Source organism: Pseudomonas sp. S35 (assembly GCF_009866765.1).
Taxonomy (GTDB): domain Bacteria; phylum Pseudomonadota; class Gammaproteobacteria; order Pseudomonadales; family Pseudomonadaceae; genus Aquipseudomonas.
Map to the genome: position 1 here is coordinate 4572042 of NZ_CP019431.1, position 18977 is coordinate 4591018.

20 protein-coding genes are annotated in these 18977 nt (G+C 60.9%); 15 read left to right on the forward strand and 5 right to left on the reverse strand.

What is annotated here, in order from left to right; translation table 11 throughout:
* Positions 1–15: 15 nt before the first annotated feature.
* The 8 genes from puuE (at position 16) to PspS35_RS20425 (ending at position 7188) form a co-directional block, all read left to right on the forward strand.
* Positions 16–942 (forward strand): allantoinase PuuE, encoded by a 927-nt coding sequence (gene puuE, locus PspS35_RS20390; protein WP_032888005.1) that lies wholly within the window; start codon positions 16–18, stop codon positions 940–942.
* The gene (uraD, locus tag PspS35_RS20395; protein ID WP_122308384.1) at positions 939–1454 is read left to right on the forward strand and encodes a 2-oxo-4-hydroxy-4-carboxy-5-ureidoimidazoline decarboxylase; all 516 of its coding nucleotides are present in this window, start codon (positions 939–941) and stop codon (positions 1452–1454) included. The genes puuE and uraD overlap by 4 nt, the downstream gene beginning before the upstream one ends.
* 41 nt (positions 1455–1495) lie before the next feature.
* Entirely contained in the window at positions 1496–2491 is a 996-nt protein-coding gene (gene alc, locus PspS35_RS20400) for an allantoicase (protein ID WP_159936540.1), read from the forward strand.
* A 152-nt stretch (positions 2492–2643) separates the two neighbouring features.
* Positions 2644–3180: an ureidoglycolate lyase gene (locus PspS35_RS20405; RefSeq protein WP_159936541.1), complete on the forward strand. Its 537-nt coding sequence runs from the start codon at positions 2644–2646 to the stop codon at positions 3178–3180.
* A 19-nt stretch (positions 3181–3199) separates the two neighbouring features.
* Entirely contained in the window at positions 3200–4483 is a 1284-nt protein-coding gene (locus tag PspS35_RS20410) for a urate hydroxylase PuuD (protein WP_159936542.1), read from the forward strand.
* A gap of 133 nt (positions 4484–4616) precedes the next feature.
* Positions 4617–5963 (forward strand): nucleobase:cation symporter-2 family protein, encoded by a 1347-nt coding sequence (locus tag PspS35_RS20415; RefSeq protein ID WP_159936543.1) that lies wholly within the window; start codon positions 4617–4619, stop codon positions 5961–5963.
* Positions 5964–6010: 47 nt separating this feature from the next.
* Positions 6011–6406 carry a hypothetical protein gene (locus tag PspS35_RS20420; protein ID WP_159936544.1) on the forward strand — a complete coding sequence of 132 codons (396 nt, stop codon included), beginning with the start codon at positions 6011–6013 and terminating at the stop codon, positions 6404–6406.
* Positions 6403–7188 (forward strand): outer membrane protein OmpK, encoded by a 786-nt coding sequence (locus PspS35_RS20425; RefSeq protein ID WP_159936545.1) that lies wholly within the window; start codon positions 6403–6405, stop codon positions 7186–7188. Before PspS35_RS20420 ends, PspS35_RS20425 begins: the two co-directional genes overlap by 4 nt.
* A 47-nt stretch (positions 7189–7235) precedes the next feature.
* On the opposite strand, the gene PspS35_RS20430 is transcribed toward PspS35_RS20425, so the two are convergent.
* Complete coding sequence (locus PspS35_RS20430; protein ID WP_159936546.1) at positions 7236–8366, reverse strand: patatin-like phospholipase family protein; 1131 nt, start codon at positions 8364–8366, stop codon at positions 7236–7238.
* Between the two features lie 30 nt (positions 8367–8396).
* Positions 8397–9332 (reverse strand): lipid A biosynthesis lauroyl acyltransferase, encoded by a 936-nt coding sequence (locus PspS35_RS20435; RefSeq protein WP_159936547.1) that lies wholly within the window; start codon positions 9330–9332, stop codon positions 8397–8399.
* A gap of 119 nt (positions 9333–9451) precedes the next feature.
* Here PspS35_RS20435 and minC point away from each other — a divergent pair, with 119 nt between their 5' ends.
* The 7 genes from minC (at position 9452) to PspS35_RS20465 (ending at position 16211) form a co-directional block, all read left to right on the forward strand.
* Positions 9452–10189, forward strand: a complete 738-nt coding sequence (gene minC / locus PspS35_RS20440) for a septum site-determining protein MinC (RefSeq protein WP_159938092.1) — start codon at positions 9452–9454, stop codon at positions 10187–10189.
* Positions 10190–10390: 201 nt separating this feature from the next.
* A complete protein-coding gene (minD, locus tag PspS35_RS20445) occupies positions 10391–11203 on the forward strand; it encodes a septum site-determining protein MinD (protein WP_065887939.1) in 813 nt (270 codons plus the stop codon).
* Positions 11204–11206: 3 nt separating this feature from the next.
* Positions 11207–11461, forward strand: coding sequence for a cell division topological specificity factor MinE (gene minE, locus PspS35_RS20450; RefSeq protein ID WP_003175252.1), 255 nt, complete (start codon positions 11207–11209; stop codon positions 11459–11461).
* 96 nt (positions 11462–11557) lie between these two features.
* A complete protein-coding gene (locus PspS35_RS20455; protein ID WP_159936548.1) occupies positions 11558–12193 on the forward strand; it encodes an RluA family pseudouridine synthase in 636 nt (211 codons plus the stop codon).
* Positions 12194–12377: 184 nt separating this feature from the next.
* Complete coding sequence (locus PspS35_RS20460; protein ID WP_159936549.1) at positions 12378–13667, forward strand: M18 family aminopeptidase; 1290 nt, start codon at positions 12378–12380, stop codon at positions 13665–13667.
* 146 nt (positions 13668–13813) lie between these two features.
* Positions 13814–13990, forward strand: coding sequence for a hypothetical protein (locus PspS35_RS30110; RefSeq protein WP_010208820.1), 177 nt, complete (start codon positions 13814–13816; stop codon positions 13988–13990).
* Between the two features lie 52 nt (positions 13991–14042).
* Entirely contained in the window at positions 14043–16211 is a 2169-nt protein-coding gene (locus tag PspS35_RS20465; protein WP_159936550.1) for a mechanosensitive ion channel domain-containing protein, read from the forward strand.
* 131 nt (positions 16212–16342) lie between these two features.
* On the opposite strand, the gene PspS35_RS20470 is transcribed toward PspS35_RS20465, so the two are convergent.
* The 3 genes from PspS35_RS20470 to PspS35_RS20480 form a co-directional block, all read right to left on the reverse strand.
* Entirely contained in the window at positions 16343–16564 is a 222-nt protein-coding gene (locus PspS35_RS20470) for an MbtH family protein (RefSeq protein WP_159936551.1), read from the reverse strand.
* 82 nt (positions 16565–16646) lie between these two features.
* Positions 16647–18059 carry an aspartate aminotransferase family protein gene (locus PspS35_RS20475; protein ID WP_159936552.1) on the reverse strand — a complete coding sequence of 471 codons (1413 nt, stop codon included), beginning with the start codon at positions 18057–18059 and terminating at the stop codon, positions 16647–16649.
* Positions 18060–18199: 140 nt separating this feature from the next.
* The gene (locus tag PspS35_RS20480) at positions 18200–18973 is read right to left on the reverse strand and encodes an N-acetylmuramoyl-L-alanine amidase (RefSeq protein WP_159936553.1); all 774 of its coding nucleotides are present in this window, start codon (positions 18971–18973) and stop codon (positions 18200–18202) included.
* Positions 18974–18977 lie beyond the last annotated feature (4 nt).

Below are 18977 nucleotides of genomic sequence, written 5' to 3' on the forward strand. Positions count from 1 at the left end.
AGAAGGAAGACTGCAGTGAGCGCTGACTACCCACGCGACCTGATCGGTTACGGCAGTAACCCTCCTCACCCCCACTGGCCGGGCAAGGCACGCATTGCGCTGTCTTTCGTACTCAACTACGAAGAAGGCGGCGAGCGCAATATCTTGCACGGCGACAAAGAGTCCGAAGCCTTCCTCTCGGAAATGGTCTCGGCCCAGCCGCTGCAAGGCGCGCGCAACATGAGCATGGAGTCGCTGTACGAATACGGCAGCCGTGCCGGCGTGTGGCGCATCCTCAAGCTGTTCAAAGAATTCGATATCCCGCTGACCATCTTCGCCGTGGCGATGGCCGCCCAGCGCCACCCGGACGTGATCCGCGCCATGGTCGAGGCGGGCCACGAGATCTGCAGCCACGGCTACCGCTGGATCGACTACCAGTACATGGACGAGGCCCAGGAGCGCGAGCATATGCTCGAAGCGATCCGCATCCTCACCGAACTGACCGGCGAGCGCCCACTGGGTTGGTACACCGGCCGCACCGGTCCCAATACGCGCCGGCTGGTGATGGAAGAAGGCGGTTTCCTGTACGACTGCGACACCTACGACGACGACCTGCCGTACTGGGAGCCCAACAACCCTACCGGCAAGCCGCACCTGGTGATCCCTTACACCCTGGACACCAACGACATGCGCTTTACCCAGGTGCAGGGTTTCAACAAGGGTGATGACTTTTTCGAGTACCTCAAGGATGCGTTCGACGTGCTGTACGCCGAAGGCGCCGAGGCACCGAAGATGTTGTCCATCGGCCTGCATTGCCGGCTGATCGGCCGCCCGGCGCGCCTGGCTGCGTTGAAGCGCTTTATCGAATACGCCAAGGGCCACGAACACGTGTGGTTCACCCGCCGCGTCGACATTGCCCGCCACTGGCATGAAACCCACCCGTACACGGGAGCGGCGAAATGACGGCATTCCAGACCCTGAAGCCATCGACCCTGAGCCGCGATGAGTTTGTCGCCGCTTTCGCCGATATCTACGAACATTCGCCATGGGTGGCCGAAAAGGCCTTCGACCTGGGCCAGGACGCGTCGATCGACCAGATCGAAACCCTGCACCAGCGCATGAGCGACATCCTGTTGAGCGCCGATCATGCCAGTCAGCTGGCCCTGATCAACGCTCACCCGGACCTGGCCGGCAAAGCCGCCGTCCAGGGCCAACTCACCCAAGCCAGCACCGATGAGCAAGCTGGCGCGGGGATTCACCAATGCACGGCCGAAGAGTTCTCGCGCTTCACCGAGCTGAACGATGCCTACAAGGCCACGTTCAAGTTTCCCTTCATCATGGCGGTAAAAGGCAGCAACCGGCACCAGATCCTGGCCGCGTTCGAGACACGCATTCACAACTCGGCAGACGCCGAATTCAAATGCGCCCTGGCCGAGATCAACAAGATCGCGTTGTTCCGTTTACTGACCCTCTAAACGACCATCCCCAGCCACTCTATTCAAGGCAGACAAGAAGAATGAAAGCGCAACCCGTACCTTTCGAGAAGTTCGTCAACCTGGCCGACGCCCGCCTGGGCACCAAGATCATCGAAGTCACCGATGACTGGTTCGCCGACGCCAACCGCCTGTTCCAGCCGACCCCGGCCGTGTGGAAGGAGGGCGTTTTCGATGACAACGGCAAGTGGATGGACGGCTGGGAGTCACGCCGCAAGCGCTTCGAAGGCTACGACAGCGCCGTGATCCGCCTGGGCGTACCCGGTTCGATCAAAGGCGTGGACATCGACACTTCATTCTTCACCGGCAACTTCCCGCCGTCGGCCTCCCTGGAAGCCTGCTTCCTGGCCTCGGGCGAGCCGGATGCCAACACCCAGTGGACCGAAGTGCTGTCGGCCGTCGAGCTGCAAGGCAACAGCCACCACTACCACGAGATCAACAACGACCAGGCGTTCAGCCACCTGCGTTTCAACATCTACCCGGACGGCGGCGTCGCCCGTCTGCGTGTGTACGGCGTGCCGTTCCGCGACTGGTCCTCGGTGGGCGACAACGAACAGGTCGACCTGGCCGCTGCCTTGAATGGCGGCCGTGCCCTGGCCTGCTCCGACGAGCACTTCGGCCGCATGAGCAACATCCTCAACCCAGGCCGTGGCGTCAACATGGGCGACGGCTGGGAAACCGCCCGCCGTCGCACGCCAGGCAATGACTGGGTGATCGTCGCGTTGGGCCACCCAGGCGAGATCGAGAAGATCATCGTCGACACCCTGCACTTCAAGGGCAACTACCCGGACACGTGCTCGATCCAGGGCGCGTTCGTAAAAGGCGGCACCGACAGCCAGATCGAAACCCAGTCGCTGTTCTGGCGCGAACTGCTGCCGGCGCAGAAGCTGGAAATGCACGCCGAACATACCTTCGCCGAACAGATCAAGGCGCTGGGGCCGATTACCCACATCCGCCTGAATGTGTTCCCGGATGGTGGTGTGAGCCGCCTGCGGGTTTTGGGCAAAGTAGCCAAGTAAGCGGTGAACCCTGTGGTGAGCGGGCTTGCCCCGCGCTGGGGCGCGAAGCGGCCCTGTCTTTTGGGGCTGCTACGCAGCCCAGCGCGGGGCAAGCCCGCTCACTACAAAAACAAGCAGATCAAACAACACAGCATTCGGAAAAGAAGACAGCCATGCGCACACTGATGATCGAACCCCTGACCAAAGAAGCCTTCGCCCCTTTCGGAGACGTTATCGAAACCGATGGCAGCGATCACTTCATGATCAACAACGGGTCGACCATGCGCTTTCACAAACTGGCGACGGTCGAGACCGCCACGCCAGAGGACAACGCCATCATCAGCATCTTCCGCGCCGATGCGCAGGACATGCCGCTGACCGTGTGCATGCTGGAGAGACACCCGCTGGGCAGTCAGGCTTTCATCCCGCTGCTCGGCAACCCCTTTCTGATCGTGGTCGCGCCACTTGGCGATGCACCTGTATCGGGCTTGGTCCGCGCCTTCGTTACCAACGGCAGGCAGGGCATTAATTACCATCGCGGCGTCTGGCACCACCCGGTGCTGACGATCGAAAAGCGGGATGACTTCCTGGTGGTTGATCGCAGTGGCACAGGCAATAACTGCGATGAGCATTTTTTCAAAGAGGATGAGCGGTTGATCCTCGCCCCCCCACCAATAAGAGAAGGCCGGATCACCCGACAACAAGGGTGACAGGCGAGAGGTAAAGACTGTGGAAGCACATCTGTTGGAATGGCTGAACCTTAGCGTGCGCTGGGTTCACATGATCACTGGCGTCGCCTGGATCGGCGCTTCTTTCTACTTTGTCTGGCTGGAAAACAACCTCAATCGCGTCAACCCCAAGAGCGGCCTGGCCGGTGACTTGTGGGCGATCCACGGTGGCGGTATCTACCACCTGGAAAAATACAAACTGGCCCCACCGACCATGCCGGACAACCTGCACTGGTTCAAATGGGAAGCCTATTTCACCTGGATGTCGGGCGTCGCGCTGCTGTGCGTGGTGTTCTACCTCAACCCGACGCTGTACCTGCTTGCGCCCGGCAGCAGCCTCAGCGGCACCGAAGGCGTATTGCTGGGCATTGGCTCACTGTTCGCCGGCTGGTTCATCTACTCCTTCCTCTGCGACTCGGCCCTGGGCAAACGCCCTGCCCTGCTGGGTTTCATCCTGTTTGTGCTGTTGATTGCGGCGGCCTATGGCTTCAGCAAAGTGTTCAGCGGCCGTGGCGCCTACCTGCACGTGGGTGCGGTGATCGGCACCATCATGGTGGGCAACGTGTTCCGCATCATCATGCCGGCGCAGCGCGCACTGGTGGCCGCCATCGCCGAGAACCGCACGCCGGATCCGGCCCTGCCGGCCAAAGGTTTGCTGCGTTCACGCCATAACAACTACTTCACCTTGCCGGTGCTGTTCATCATGATCAGCAACCACTTCCCGAGCACCTACGGCAGCCAATACAACTGGTTGATCCTGGCGGGTATCGCAGTGGCGGCAGTGTTGGTTCGGCACTACTTCAACACCCGTCACAACAGCCAGAAGTATGCGTGGACCTTGCCAGTGGGCGCGCTGGCGATGATCAGCCTGGCGTATGTCACCGGGCCAAAACCAGCCGAACCGATTGCCAAGGCACCGACGGCCATCGAGTACCAGCCATTGCCTGAAACGGCGTTGGGCGGTGGTTTGAAACCCGCAGCACCTGCAGCTCCCGCCGCCGAACCTGCACCGGCGCAAGCCTCTACGGACTTCGGCCAGGTCCACAGTGTGATCGAGCAACGCTGCACCGTGTGCCATTCGGCCAAGCCGACCAGCCCACTGTTCAGCACCGCACCGGCTGGTGTGATGTTCGATACGCCAGCGCAGATCCAGCAGCAGGCGGCACGCATCCAAGCGCAGGCCGTGGCGAGCCAGATCATGCCGCTGGGCAACATCACCCAGATGACCCAGCAGGAACGCGACTTGATTGGCACCTGGATCAATCAAGGCGCCCGCACCAACTAACTGATTCACACAATTCCAATGTGGGAGGGGGCTTGCCCCCTCCCACAGGGGTTCTGTGTCGATTTTGAGATTGAGTTACACCCGGCAATTGAATGCCACACAACACAACAATAAAAAAGATCCGAGGTGTTGCATGACCGAGTTAGTCGAACCGCAGATTCCTGCCGCGCCTGCCATGGAGCGGCTGCCCCTCTTGCAACTGATTCTGGTAGGCCTGCAACACGTCTTGCTGATGTACGGTGGCGCCGTCGCCGTGCCTCTGATCATCGGCCAGGCCGCCGGCCTGAGCCGCGAAGAAATCGCTTTCCTGATCAACGCCGACCTGCTGGTGGCCGGTATCGCCACCATGGTCCAGTCGTTCGGCATCGGCCCGGTGGGCATTCGCATGCCGGTGATGATGGGCGCCAGTTTCGCCGCCGTCGGCAGCATGGTCGCCATGGCCGGCATGCCGGGCATCGGCTTGCAGGGGATCTTCGGTGCGACCATCGCCGCCGGGTTCTTCGGGATGATCATCGCGCCGTTCATGTCCAAGGTGGTGCGCTTCTTCCCGCCGCTGGTGACCGGCACCGTGATCACCGCCATCGGCCTGTCGTTGTTCCCTGTGGCCGTGAACTGGGCCGGCGGCGGCAGCGCGGCAGCCACCTTCGGCTCGCCGATCTACCTGGCGATTGCGGCGCTGGTACTGGGCACCATCTTGTTGATCAACCGCTTCATGCGCGGTTTCTGGGTGAACATTTCGGTGTTGATCGGCATGGGGCTGGGCTACGGTTTGTGCGGCGTCATCGGCATGGTCGACCTCAGCGGCCTGGCCCAGGCGCCATGGGTACAGGTGGTGACGCCGCTGCACTTCGGCATGCCCACGTTCGAGTTGGCACCGATCCTGTCGATGTGCCTGGTGGTGGTGATCATCTTTGTCGAGTCCACCGGGATGTTCCTCGCCCTGGGCAAGATCACCGGCCAGGAAGTGTCGCCCAAGATGCTGCGTCGCGGCTTGCTGTGTGATGCCGGCGCGTCGTTCTTCGCCGGGTTTTTCAACACCTTTACCCACTCCTCGTTCGCCCAGAACATCGGCCTGGTGCAGATGACCGGCGTGCGCTGCCGCTCGGTGACGATCATGGCCGGCGCGTTCCTGATTGTCCTCAGCCTGCTGCCCAAGGCCGCGTACCTGGTGGCATCGATTCCACCGGCAGTGCTTGGCGGCGCCGCGATTGCCATGTTCGGCATGGTCGCGGCCACCGGCATCAAGATCCTCCAGGAAGCCGACATCGCCGACCGCCGTAACCAGTTACTGGTGGCGGTGAGCATCGGCATGGGCCTGATCCCAGTGGTGCGCCCGGAGTTCTTCGCACAACTGCCGTTGTGGATGAGCCCGATTACCCACAGTGGCATCGCCATGGCCACCCTCAGCGCGTTGTCGCTGAATATCCTGTTCAACATCCTGGGCGGTGCAGAACGCCCTGCTGTTGCTCATACGCATTGATTCCTTCGTTACGACAACAAAAACAATAACGAACAAGGAACAGCCACATGCACATCCTCCACGTGGGGGCGGCCATCAGCCGTGCCCCATTTATGCCCGACACGCTCTTTAAGAGCGCACTTGAGCCAAGGCTTGGGAGCCAGTATTCTCCGCGCCCGCTCGAATCGACTCAAAAAAAAACAGCGAATGTAAAAGCTGACTGTAAGGCCAACTTATCCCGGCCTAATGTCTGCTGCCAACGTGCACAAAAAACCTCTGGATTCGACTGTAGTGTTTACAGCCGACGAGGATTTTTTGGCGTTTCAAACACCTTGGCGCAGCTCTTGCTAAAAGCATTAAAGCTGACCGAACAGACGATTTTTGCAGCGAACCAAAAGGCGCCACACCAGAGCGCCTGCGTAGAAGAAAAACCACAAAACCTTAACTCGGGAGCAACCGAATGAAACCTATGTTCAAAGGCCTGATGCTGGCAGGATCGCTGCTGGCTGGTGGCCAAGCCGTTGCCGGTGACTTGTTGCAGTGGCAGAACAACAGCCTGACGTACCTGTGGGGCAAGAGCTTTACCGTCAACCCGCAGATCCAGCAAACCGTCACCTTCGAACACGCCGATGCGTGGAAGTACGGCGACAACTTCGTGTTTGTCGACCGCATCTTCTACAACGGCAAGGAAGACGGCAACGTCGGCCCAAGCACCTATTACGGCGAGATCAGCCCACGGTTGTCATTCGGTAAGATCCTCGACAAGGACCTGTCCTTCGGCCCGATCAAGGACGTGCTGCTGGCCTTCACTTACGAGTTCGGCGAAGGCGACAACGAGTCGTACCTGCTCGGCCCGGCGTTCGATTTGAACATCCCTGGTTTCGACTACTTCCAGTTGAACTTCTACCAGCGCCAGACCGAAGGCAATCGCGCAGGCGACGGCGTTTGGCAGATCACCCCGGTGTGGGCCTACACCCTTGCGGTCGGCAACTCCGACATTCTGATTGACGGTTTCATGGACTGGGTGGTGGACAACGACAAGAACGCCCGTGGCACTTACCACGCCAACCTGCACTTCAACCCGCAGGTCAAATACGACCTGGGTAAAGCGCTGCATTGGGGCGATAAGCAGTTGTATGTGGGCTTTGAATACGACTACTGGAAGAACAAGTACGGGATCGAAGATTCTGGGGCGTTCAAGACGACTCAGGACACGGCGAGCTTCCTGGTCAAGTACCACTTCTAAGCAACGCTGAATTACAAATGTGGGAGAGGGCTTGCCCCCTCCCACATTTAGACTGATTTAAGTCCCAGGAACCGGGTGATCTCATCGCGCTTGGCCAGCGCATCTTTCCTGCCCAACTCGATCAACTCGCTGCAATACCCCGCCTCGAACAACAAGTAACTCAACACCCCTGCCCCGCTCGTCTTGGTCGCCCCCGGCCCCCTCAGAAACAGCCGCAATGCCGCCGGCAATTCCTGCCGATGGCGTGCCGCAATTTCATCTATCGGTTGGCTCGGAGCAATCACCAGCACCTCCACCGCCGCCAGCCCAGGCCCGGCATGACTGAACTGGTTCAAGCGCTCCAGCAATTCGATATCGCTCTCCAGACTGTCGATGAACGTGCTATTGAGCATATGCCCGCCGATCTGCGCCAGGGTCGGCTCCTGGCCGGTAAAGGTGCGCTGCACCGCCGGCTCGTTGCCACGCGGGTTACCGCTGACCCCTACCACCAGCACCCGACTGGCGCCCAGGTGCAGGGCCGGGCTGATCGGGGCTGATTGGCGCACCGCGCCGTCGCCGAAATACTCCTGCTCGAGTTTCACCGGGGCGAACAATAACGGGATCGCCGAACTGGCCAGCAAATGTTCTACCGTGAGCGCGGTGGGTACGCCAATGCGGCGGTGACGCAGCCAGGCATTGATGGTGCCGCCGCCCTGGTAGAAAGTCACCGCTTGCCCAGACTCATAGCCGAATGCGGTGACCGCAACCGCATGCAGATGTTTATTCCGGATCGCCTCATCGATACCCGCCAGATGCAGCTTGTCATGCAGCAGGTCACGCAGCGGCGAACTGTTGAGCAGCGCTACCGGAAATTGCCGGCCCAGGCCCAGCAGGCTGTGGATCAGGAAGCGACTCGCCTGACGGATGACACCGGGCCAATCGCTGCGCAATACCAGATGGCTGCGAAAGCCCTGCCAGAATGCTGTAAGGCGCTGGACGGCTGCGGTGAAGTCCATCGCGCCACTGGCCAGGCTCACCGCGTTGATCGCACCGGCCGAGGTGCCGACGATCACTGGAAACGGGTTGGGGGCGCCCGGCGGCAATAGCTCGGCAATCGCCGCCAATACCCCCACCTGATACGCCGCTCGCGCCCCGCCGCCGGAAAGAATCAAGCCTGTAACCGGTTCAGCTGGGCGCATCGCATCACTCCATGTTGGGAAAAGTCTGTCTTATCGGCGGCGTTTTTCGTACAGCTTGGGTTCGCCCGGTGGCCGACTCTTGAAGCGGCGATGGGCCCACAGGTATTGCTCGGGGCATTCACGCACTGCGGCTTCAATCCACTGGTTGATGCGCAGGCAATCGATCTCGTCGGTTTCGCCAGGGAAGTCGGTCAACGGCGGGTGGATCACCAACCGGTAACCGCTGCCGTCGGCCAGGCGTTCCTGGGTGAACGGCACCACCAGCGCCTTGCCCAGCTTGGCGAACTTGCTGGTGGCGGTGACGGTAGCGGCCTGGATGCCAAACAGCGGCACGAAGATACTTTGCTTGGCGCCGTAGTCCTGGTCCGGTGCGTACCAGATAGCGCGGCCGGCGCGCAGCAGCTTGAGCATGCCGCGCACATCTTCGCGCTCGATGGCCAGGGAATCGAGGTTATGGCGTTCACGGCCACGGCGCTGGATAAAGTCGAACAACGGGTTGCCGTGCTCGCGGTACATCCCGTCAATGGTGTGTTTTTGCCCCAGCAGCGCCGCGCCGATTTCCAGAGTGGTGAAGTGCAGGGCCATGAGGATCACACCCTTGCCATCCAACTGGGCCTGCTTGAGGTGTTCGAGACCCTCGACGTGGGCCAGGCGCGCCAGGCGCTGGCGCGACCACCACCAGCTCATGGCCATCTCAAAGAAAGCGATGCCGGTGGAGGCGAAGTTTTCCTTGAGCAACTGCTTGCGCTCTTTGGCGGTTTTTTCCGGGAAGCACAGTTCCAGGTTTCGTGCGGCGATGCGGCGACGTTCGCCGGCCACACGGTACATACCCGCGCCCAGCAACCGACCAATGGTCAGCAGCACGCGGTATGGAAGTTGGGTGACCAGCCACAGCAGCCCGAGCCCCAGCCATAACAGCCAGAAGCGCGGGTGAAAAAATACAGCTCGAAAACGCGGGCGATCCATTACAGATTCCGGTAAAGACAGGGCCGCGCATTCTACAACGGTTCGACTCGGCTTGCGGCCAGTGAGTGTTCTCGTTATAAGTCTCGACACTTTTCGTGACAAGCCGCTTTATGCCGACCATGAGCCAAACCGAACCGCTAGACCAAGATCCCGTGTTCCAGCTGAAAGGCAGCATGCTCGCCATCACCGTGCTGGAACTGGCCCGCAACGACCTCGACGCCCTGGACCGCCAGTTGGCCGCCAAGGTCGCGCTGGCCCCCAACTTCTTCAACAACGCCCCGCTGGTGCTGGCCCTGGACAAACTGCCAGCCGGCCAGGGCGCTGTCGATCTGCCCGGCCTGATGCGTGTTTGCCGCTCCCACGGCCTGCGTACCCTGGCAATCCGCGCCAGCCGTATCGAAGACATTGCTGCGGCCATCGCTATTGAACTGCCAGTACTGCCACCGTCCGGCGCTCGCGAGCGACCACTGGAACCGTTGGTCGACGAAGTGAAGAAAAAACCGGAAAAACCTCCGGAACCGACGATCAAGCCTACAAAGATCATCACCTCGCCCGTACGCGGCGGGCAGCAGATTTACGCCGAAGGAAGCGACCTTGTGGTGATCTCCTCGGTCAGCCCCGGCGCGGAACTTCTGGCTGATGGCAATATCCATGTATACGGCCCGATGCGCGGACGTGCCCTCGCCGGCATCAAGGGGGATACCAAGGCCCGTATTTTTTGCCAGCAGTTGACCGCTGAGCTAGTGTCCATCGCAGGTCGATACAAGGTTTCCGAAGATTTGCGCCGTGATCCGCTGTGGGGGGCCGGGGTGCAGGTCAGCCTGTCGGGCGATGTGTTGAACATCATCCGGCTTTAACGGATACTGCCGCATTTTCCAAGCATCTCTAGACTCTGATAGCAAAGCGAAACTGGCAATACTTGCGTAGGAAGAATTGGAAGTTGGCGTTTCCCCGTGGAAACCACCTCTTTTTTCCTACGAAGGCTGTCCGCCTGCGGCGAGTTTCAAGAGATGTTTTTCAGGGACTGCAAAGTCCTTTTTCCTTAGGGGTGAAACACCTTGGCCAAGATTCTCGTGGTTACATCCGGCAAGGGTGGTGTGGGTAAGACCACCACCAGCGCCGCTATCGGTACCGGCCTCGCTCTGCGCGGCCACAAGACAGTCATCGTCGACTTCGACGTCGGTTTGCGTAACCTCGACCTGATCATGGGCTGCGAACGCCGCGTGGTGTACGACTTCGTCAACGTGGTGAACGGCGAAGCCAACCTGCAACAGGCCCTGATCAAGGACAAGCGCCTTGAGAACCTGTACGTGCTGGCTGCCAGCCAGACCCGTGACAAAGATGCGTTGACCAAAGAAGGCGTGGGCAAAGTCCTCGCCGAGCTGAAGGAAACCTTCGAATACGTGGTGTGCGACTCCCCGGCCGGTATCGAAACCGGTGCTCACCTGGCGATGTACTTCGCCGATGAAGCCATCGTCGTGACCAACCCGGAAGTATCGTCGGTACGTGACTCGGACCGCATGCTCGGCCTGCTGGCCAGCAAGTCCAAGCGCGCCGAAGAGGGTCAGGACCCAATCAAGGAACACCTGCTGCTCACCCGCTACAACCCTGAGCGCGTCAGCAACGGCGAAATGCTCGGCGTTGAAGACGTCAAGGACATCCTCGCCGTGACCCTGCTGGGTGTGATCCCGGAATCCCAGGCCGTGCTGAAGGCGTCCAACCAGGGCGTACCCGTGATTCTTGACGACCAGAGCGACGCCGGCCAGGCGTACAGCGATGCGGTTGATCGCTTGCTGGGCAAGACCGTGGAACATCGCTTCCTCGATGTAAAGAAGAAGGGATTCTTCGAGCGTATCTTTGGAGGCAACTAAACAATGAAATTTCTCGACTTCTTTCGCGCCAACAAAAAGCCAAGCACCGCGTCGGTCGCGAAAGAGCGTCTACAGATCATCGTGGCGCACGAACGCGGCCAACGCAGCACCCCGGACTACCTGCCAGCCTTGCAGAAGGAACTGGTCGAGGTGATCCGCAAGTACGTCAATATCGGCAACGATGACGTGCATGTCGCCCTGGAAAATGACGGCAGCTGCTCGATTCTGGAACTCAATATCACCCTGCCTGATCGTTGATCGAACAGGCGGCCGCCACGGCGGCTCGATCACCTTGATCCCCTCGCGGGAACCGGGTGGTCGAGCCGCCGTTGGCGTTTGTTACGAGGCTGTTTAATGCCGCTGTCCAATATCCACATCCTGCATCAGGACGCCGCCGTCCTGGTGGTGAACAAGCCGACCTTGCTGCTCTCGGTGCCTGGCCGCGCCGACGACAACAAGGACTGCCTGATCACCCGACTGCAGGACAACGGCTACCCCGAAGCCCGCATCGTCCATCGACTGGATTGGGAAACCTCGGGGATTATCCTGCTGGCCCGGGATGCCGATACCCATCGCGAACTGTCCCGCCAGTTTCACGACCGTGAAACCGAAAAGGCCTACACCGCCCTGGCCTGGGGCCAACCGGAACTGGACAGCGGCAGCATCGACCTGCCCCTGCGCTACGACCCGCCAACCAAGCCACGGCATGTGGTGGACCACGAATTCGGCAAGCATGCGCTGACCTTCTGGAAAGTGCTGGAGCGTTGTGGGGACTGGTGCCGTGTCGAGCTGACGCCAATCACCGGGCGCTCGCACCAACTGCGGGTGCATATGTTGTCCATCGGTCATCCGCTGCTGGGTGATGGGTTGTATGCCCATGAGCAGGCCCTGGCTGCGTGGCCGCGCTTGTGTTTGCACGCGAGCATGCTGAGCTTCACTCACCCGCAAAGCGGTGAGCGCTTGCGGTTTGAGTGCCCGGCACCGTTCTAGAATTGGCAACACGATCAAAATGTGGGAGGGGGCTTGCCCCCGATGGCATCGGCGCAGTCAACAGATTCAGTGACTGACACTTCGTCATCGGGGCAAGCCCCCTCCCACATTTGTTCTGTGTCACTTCTGGACACCGAGTCAAACCAATGCGGTAAACTCCGCGCATTGCTGTCTGGAGCTATTTATGCGCGAAGCGTTGAATCAAGGCCTGATCGACTTCCTCAAGGCCTCCCCTACTCCTTTTCATGCCACTGCGGCCCTGGCCCAGCGCCTGGAAGCGGCCGGCTACCAGCGTCTCGACGAACGCGAAACCTGGGCCACCGAAGCCAACGGTCGCTACTACGTGACCCGCAACGACTCCTCGATCATCGCCTTCAAGCTCGGCCGTCACTCGCCGCTGCAAGGCGGTATTCGCCTGGTCGGCGCCCACACTGACAGCCCGTGCCTGCGGGTCAAGCCCCAACCAGAACTGCAACGCCAGGGCTTCTGGCAACTGGGTGTGGAAGTCTACGGCGGCGCACTGCTGGCACCGTGGTTTGACCGTGACTTGTCCCTGGCCGGCCGCGTGACCTTTCGCCGCGACGGCAAGGTCGAGAGCCAGTTGATCGACTTCAAGCTGCCTATCGCGATCATCCCCAACCTGGCCATTCACCTCAACCGTGAAGCCAACCAGGGTTGGGCGATCAATGCCCAGACTGAGCTGCCGCCAATCCTCGCGCAATTTGCCGGTGACGAACGCGTGGACTTTCGCGCGGTGCTCACCGAGCAACTGGCACGCGAACATGGGTTGAACGCTGACGTGGTGCTCGACTACGAGTTGAGCTTCTACGATACCCAGGGCGCTGCCGTGATTGGCCTCAATGGCGACTTCATTGCCGGCGCGCGCCTGGACAACCTGCTGTCGTGCTACGCCGGCCTGCAAGCCTTGCTCACCAGCGAAAGCGACGAAACCTGCGTGCTGGTGTGCAACGACCACGAAGAGGTTGGCTCTTGCTCGGCCTGCGGCGCCGATGGCCCGATGCTGGAACAGACCCTGCGCCGCCTGTTGCCCGAAGGTGATGAATTCGTACGTACCATTCAGAAATCGCTATTGGTTTCTGCGGACAATGCCCACGGCGTACACCCGAACTACGCCGACAAGCATGACGCCAACCACGGCCCCAAGCTCAATGCCGGCCCGGTGATCAAGGTCAACAGCAACCAGCGCTACGCCACCAACAGCGAAACCGCCGGGTTCTTCCGTCATCTGTGCATGGCCGAGGAAGTGCCGGTACAAAGCTTCGTCGTGCGCAGCGACATGGGCTGCGGCTCGACCATCGGCCCGATCACCGCCAGCCACCTGGGCGTGCGCACCGTGGACATCGGCCTGCCGACGTTTGCCATGCACTCCATTCGTGAACTGTGCGGCAGCCATGACCTGGCGCATTTGGTGAAGGTACTGGGCGCGTTCTACGCGAGCCACGACTTGCCCTGATCCAAAAGCTGAATACAGTCACAAATGTGGGAGGGGCTTGCCCCTCCCACATTTGGTTTCGCGCCCCACCTGATCTATATCACCTGCACATCCCGCAATCCGACCTAGACTTGTCAGTATTCCCACTCCGACAAGGCCGTCGCACCATGATCTCCATGTCTTCCTTCCACGCCATGCTTATCCCTATCCTGATCGGCATGATCATGCTCGCGGTCGGTTTCAACTTTCGTGACAAGCCCCTCGGCGTATTCGGCATGTGGATCGGTATGCTGCTGATCCTGGGCACTGTGGTGTACAAGATCCTCGCTAAACTGGCCGAATGACCCGTGCACTCGTACACTCGCTCAACCCGTCGTTTCCAAGGTTGACCGCCTCGTGTTTTCCCGCCTGTTTGCCCTGCCCTGCTACCTGCTGATCGCCCTGCTCACCCTGCTGCCGCTTGCGTCTGCCCACGCGGTCGGCTTGCCTGGCCTGTTGGGCAGTGCCAACAAGTCCCAGCCCCAGGCAGAAGTGCCCCTGGGCCAATCATTGGACGAGGTGATCAAGACCCTGGAAAACGACCAGCAGCGCACCCAACTGCTGAGCGACCTGAAAAAACTCCGCGCCGCCACGCAGAAAGCGCAGCCGGCCGCCGAACAAGGCGTGCTGGGGCTGATCGGCAGCACGCTGTCGAGCCTGGAGCAACAGTTCTCCGGCAATGACAGCCCGCTGGGACGCTGGTCCAGTGAGATCGACCAGGCCAAGGACGAACTCGACGCGTTGATACTGCCGGCCAGCGAATGGTTGCCGATCATTTTCGGCTTCGCGCTGATTCTCGCGGTGTGGAGCCTATTGGCCTACGCGTTGATATGGCTCAGCCACCGCGTCCGCGAACGATTCGGCCTGCCTGAAGAGTTGCCGCAACACCCGCGCACCTGGGACATGGTGCGCTTTGCCCTGCGTAAACTGGGGCCGTGGCTGATCGCGCTGGTGATCACTGTGTACCTGAGCTACGTCCTGCCCTCGTCACTGGGCAAGTCCCTGGCGATGGTGCTGGCTTACGCGCTGGTGGTCGGCACCTGTTTCTCGGCCATCTGCGTGATCGCCTTCTCGCTGCTCGACGGCCCGCACCGCCATCGTGCGCTGTATATCCTGCGGCACCAGGCGTTTCGCCCGCTGTGGTGGATCGGCAGCTTTGCCGCCTTTGGTGAAGCCTTGAGCGACCCGCGCCTGGTCCAATCCCTGGGCCAGCACCTGTCTCACACCGCCGCGACCGTCGCCAATGTGATGGCGGCGCTCTCCACCGGCGTATTTATCCTGCGTTTTCGCCGGCCGATCGCCCACCTGATTCGCAACCAGCCTCTGTCGCGCCGCCTCACGCGACGCGCCCTCAGCGACACCCTCTCGATCATCGGCACGTTCTGGTACATCCCAGCCTTGCTATTGGTGGGCATTTCGCTGTTCGCAACGTTCGTCTCGGCCGGCGACACCAGCACCGCCCTGCGCCAATCACTGCTGTGCACGGTGTTGCTGGTGCTGTGCATGGTGATCAACGGTTTGGTGCGCCGCCATGCCCTCAAGCCGCAACGCGGGCACAAACGCCACGCGCTGTACTCCGAGCGCCTCAAAAGCTTCATCTATACCCTGGCCCACCTGACCGTGTGGCTGGTGTTTATCGAGCTGGGCCTGCGGGTGTGGGGCCTGTCGCTGATTGGCTTTGCCGAAGGCGACGGCCATGAAATCGCGGTCAAGCTGTTCGGCCTGGGCGGTACGCTGCTGTTTGCCTGGTTGATCTGGATCCTCAGCGACACCGCGATCCACCATGCCCTCACCCGTTCGCGCAAAGGCCTGGCCAATGCGCGGGCGCAGACCATGATGCCGTTGATTCGCAACGTGCTGTTCGTGACCATCTTTATCATCGCCGCCATCGTCGCCCTGGCGAACATGGGCATGAACGTCACGCCACTGCTGGCGGGTGCCGGTGTGATCGGCCTGGCCATCGGTTTTGGTGCGCAGTCGCTGGTGGCGGACTTGATCACCGGGCTGTTCATCATCATCGAAGACTCCCTGGCGATTGATGACTATGTGGACGTAGGCGGCCACCTCGGCACCGTCGAAGGCCTGACCATCCGCACCGTGCGCCTGCGCGATATCGACGGGATTGTGCACACCATCCCGTTCAGCGAAATCAAGAGCATCAAGAACTACTCGCGAGAGTTCGGCTACGCGATCTTTCGCGTGGCGATCCCGTACAACATGGACATTGATAACGCGATCAAGCTGATCCGCGATGTCGGCCAGAAAATGCGCAATGACCCGCTGCAGCGCCGCAACATCTGGTCGCCGCTGGAGATCCAGGGTGTGGAAAGCTTTGAGTCAGGCAGCGCGATCCTGCGCGCACGGTTCAAGACGGCGCCGATCAAACAGTGGGAAGTGTCGCGGGCGTTCAACCTGTCGTTGAAACGGCATCTGGACGAGGCCGGGCTGGATCTGGCGACACCGCGCTTGAGTGTGCAGGTGGTGACGGGGGCGTCCGGCGGGTTGGAAAAAAACAAGGAAGCTTGAAGGCATCGCACCCACCTTTGCTAAGCGGGCTTGTGGTAGTGAGCGGGCTTGTCGAATCGTCGCACCGCCCGCTCACCACAACCAGCGTGATCGCCACATAACGCCTGATTACCAGACAAAAACCGCCGTATTCAGGCCAGTGCAGCGCCGTCCATTTTCTGGCGCAGGCTCAACGGGCGCATGTCGGTCCAGGTTTCTTCGATGTAGGCCAGGCACTCTTTCTTCAAGCCGCTTTTGCCCACGGTGCGCCAGCCTTCTGGCACGGCCTTGTAGTCGGGCCAAATGGAATACTGTTCTTCATGGTTGACCACTACCTGAAACTGGATGTCGTCGCGGTCAAATACTGAGGTCATTGCTGTTCTCCATTGCTCAAAGGCTGGCTGCGCACCACGCGCAGCGCTGATATCTGTAGAAACGTACCAAACGGGCGAAAAATTAGAGGCTGGCGACCGCTGCCGCCAGGGCCCGACCAAAGATTTCTGCCACGCGGTCGACTTCGGCCGCGGTGATCACCAGCGGTGGCAAGAAGCGCACTACGCTGCCGTGGCGACCGCCCAGTTCCAGGATCAGGCCCCTCTTGAGGCATTCGCGCTGTACCAACGGCGCCAAATGGCGATGCACCGGTGGGTGGCCCTGGTAATCGAGGGTGCCGTCCGGGTCCACCAACTCCACGCCGAGCATCAGCCCGCGCCCACGGATATCCCCCAGTTGCGCAAAGTCGCGCTGCAGGAGGCGCAGGTGTTCAACGAGGCGCTCACCCATCGCCGCCGCGTGGCCGGCCAAGTCGTGGTCCTTGAGGTAGCGCATCACCACCGAACCTGTGGCCATGGCCATCTGATTGCCACGGAACGTCCCGGCATGGGCGCCCGGCAGCCAGGTGTCGAGCCAGTCGCGGTACACCACCACCGCCAGCGGCAGGCTGCCGCCGATGGCTTTGGACATCACCACCACATCCGGAATGATGCCCGCGTGTTCAAAGGCGAACATTTTGCCAGTGCGGCCGAAACCGCTCTGGATCTCATCGACGATCAAGGCCACACCGGCCTGCTCAGTGATGCGACGCAGACCGCGCAGCCAGTCGAGGTCCGCAGGGATCACGCCGCCTTCGCCCTGCACCGCTTCGACAATCACCGCCGCCGGCAACAGCACCCCGGCTTCCGGGTCATTGAGCAGGTTCTCCAGGTAATGCAGGTTGACCCGCACACCTTCCGCGCCGCCCAGGCCAAACGGGCAACGATAATCGTAGGGGTACGGCAGAAATTGCACGCCATTGCCGAGCAGCGCACCCAAGGGTTTCTTCGGCCCGAGGCTGCCCATCAGGCTCAATGCGCCCTGGCTCATGCCGTGATAACCGCCCTGGAACGACAGCACCGTGCTGCGCCCGGTGGCCGTGCGCACCAGTTTCAACGCGGCTTCCACCGCGTCGGTGCCGGTAGGGCCGCAGAACTGGATTTTCGCTTCCCGCGCCAACTCCGCCGGCAACAGGCCAAACAGATCCTGTACGAACTGGTCCTTGACCGGGGTGGTCAGGTCAAGCGTGTGCAACGGCAACTCATCGCTCAGCACTTGCTGAATAGCTTCGATCACCGCCGGATGGTTATGCCCCAGCGCCAGGGTACCGGCACCGGCCAGGCAGTCGATGAACTGACGGCCTTCCACGTCTTCCACGTAAATGCCCTTGGCGCGCTTGAGTGCCAGGGGAATGCGTCGCGGATAACTGCGGGCGTTGGATTCCTGCTGGCGCTGGCGAGCCAGCAAGGGAGTTTCGTCGAACTGGTAGAGCGTTTCCGCGGGTACCGGGCTGACATGCACCGGGGCGTCTTCGATACGGCTGGTAGCGACTGACATCTCTCTGTCCCTCAATACGCTGATAATGGTGACCAAACTGCCGATCCGTTGGCGTCTGGCCCAAGGGCATGCGCACGGATTTCCTGTTCTGGAAACGCACCAGCGTGAGGAGGATTTACTCCTCTGGTCGCGAAAAACGTTCAGCCACACAGCCCCAGGTACTTTTCATTCAGTGCGTACAAAATCGCGCAGGTCTCTGCATCAAGCAGCCCACGGTAGTCCCGCGCGCGAAAGTGCATCTGAAACGCCCGTGTTCTTTGCTCGAAGCCCTGGCGATTTTTCGCCGGTGCATAGCCATAGCGCTGAAACGCCCGCTCCACCTCGACCTCCGGCGGCAGCCCCAGGTAAAACCGCCGCTGGTACATGGCCCGGGTGGCCTCATCGAACCACGCGCCGATCCCCGCCTCGAACAAGCGCCGCCAGGGCAGCCGGGGGCCTGGATCGCTCTTGCGCGTGTAGGCCACGTCGCAATGCCCGAGGATGTCCGTCGGCCCGATCTGCGGATAGCGCCCGAGCAGGTCGCGAAGCAGTGCAATCAGCACCTCGACCTGTTCCTCAGGGTACTCAGGAAAGGTGAACACGCCGCCGTCATCCCGGGCCAGGTTGACGATCTCGATGCCAATCGAGCGGCTATTGAGGTTATCCCGCCCGCCCCACTGGCTTACGCCGGCATGCCAGGCGCGCTTGTCTTCGTCGACCAAGCGAAACGCGCGCAATTCGTCATAACCGGCAGCGCGGTAACTGGCTTCATCAGGGTCGGGCAACAGATAGTGAGCACTGACCCCATCCTGGGTCAGGGTGCGCAGGGATACCGCAAAGGGGGCTGCGGTGTAGTGCAGAATCAACTGCCCAATGGGCTCGCCGTTGCGGCCATTGAAGCCTGCGGCAGGAAAACTGGTGTCGATGACCAACATAAGA

Coding starts and splice junctions, on each gene's coding strand:
- PspS35_RS20420 (WP_159936544.1), top strand. CDS start 6,011: ATGCACATCCTCCACGTGGGGGCGGCCATCAGCCGTGCCCCATTTATG.
- PspS35_RS20430 (WP_159936546.1), bottom strand. CDS start 8,366: ATGCGCCCAGCTGAACCGGTTACAGGCTTGATTCTTTCCGGCGGCGGG.
- PspS35_RS20460 (WP_159936549.1), top strand. CDS start 12,378: ATGCGCGAAGCGTTGAATCAAGGCCTGATCGACTTCCTCAAGGCCTCC.
- PspS35_RS20435 (WP_159936547.1), bottom strand. CDS start 9,332: ATGGATCGCCCGCGTTTTCGAGCTGTATTTTTTCACCCGCGCTTCTGG.
- PspS35_RS20405 (WP_159936541.1), top strand. CDS start 2,644: ATGCGCACACTGATGATCGAACCCCTGACCAAAGAAGCCTTCGCCCCT.
- PspS35_RS20470 (WP_159936551.1), bottom strand. CDS start 16,564: ATGACCTCAGTATTTGACCGCGACGACATCCAGTTTCAGGTAGTGGTC.
- uraD (WP_122308384.1), top strand. CDS start 939: ATGACGGCATTCCAGACCCTGAAGCCATCGACCCTGAGCCGCGATGAG.
- PspS35_RS20415 (WP_159936543.1), top strand. CDS start 4,617: ATGACCGAGTTAGTCGAACCGCAGATTCCTGCCGCGCCTGCCATGGAG.
- PspS35_RS20425 (WP_159936545.1), top strand. CDS start 6,403: ATGAAACCTATGTTCAAAGGCCTGATGCTGGCAGGATCGCTGCTGGCT.
- PspS35_RS20475 (WP_159936552.1), bottom strand. CDS start 18,059: ATGTCAGTCGCTACCAGCCGTATCGAAGACGCCCCGGTGCATGTCAGC.
- PspS35_RS20455 (WP_159936548.1), top strand. CDS start 11,558: ATGCCGCTGTCCAATATCCACATCCTGCATCAGGACGCCGCCGTCCTG.
- PspS35_RS20480 (WP_159936553.1), bottom strand. CDS start 18,973: ATGTTGGTCATCGACACCAGTTTTCCTGCCGCAGGCTTCAATGGCCGC.
- minE (WP_003175252.1), top strand. CDS start 11,207: ATGAAATTTCTCGACTTCTTTCGCGCCAACAAAAAGCCAAGCACCGCG.
- alc (WP_159936540.1), top strand. CDS start 1,496: ATGAAAGCGCAACCCGTACCTTTCGAGAAGTTCGTCAACCTGGCCGAC.
- minC (WP_159938092.1), top strand. CDS start 9,452: ATGAGCCAAACCGAACCGCTAGACCAAGATCCCGTGTTCCAGCTGAAA.
- PspS35_RS30110 (WP_010208820.1), top strand. CDS start 13,814: ATGATCTCCATGTCTTCCTTCCACGCCATGCTTATCCCTATCCTGATC.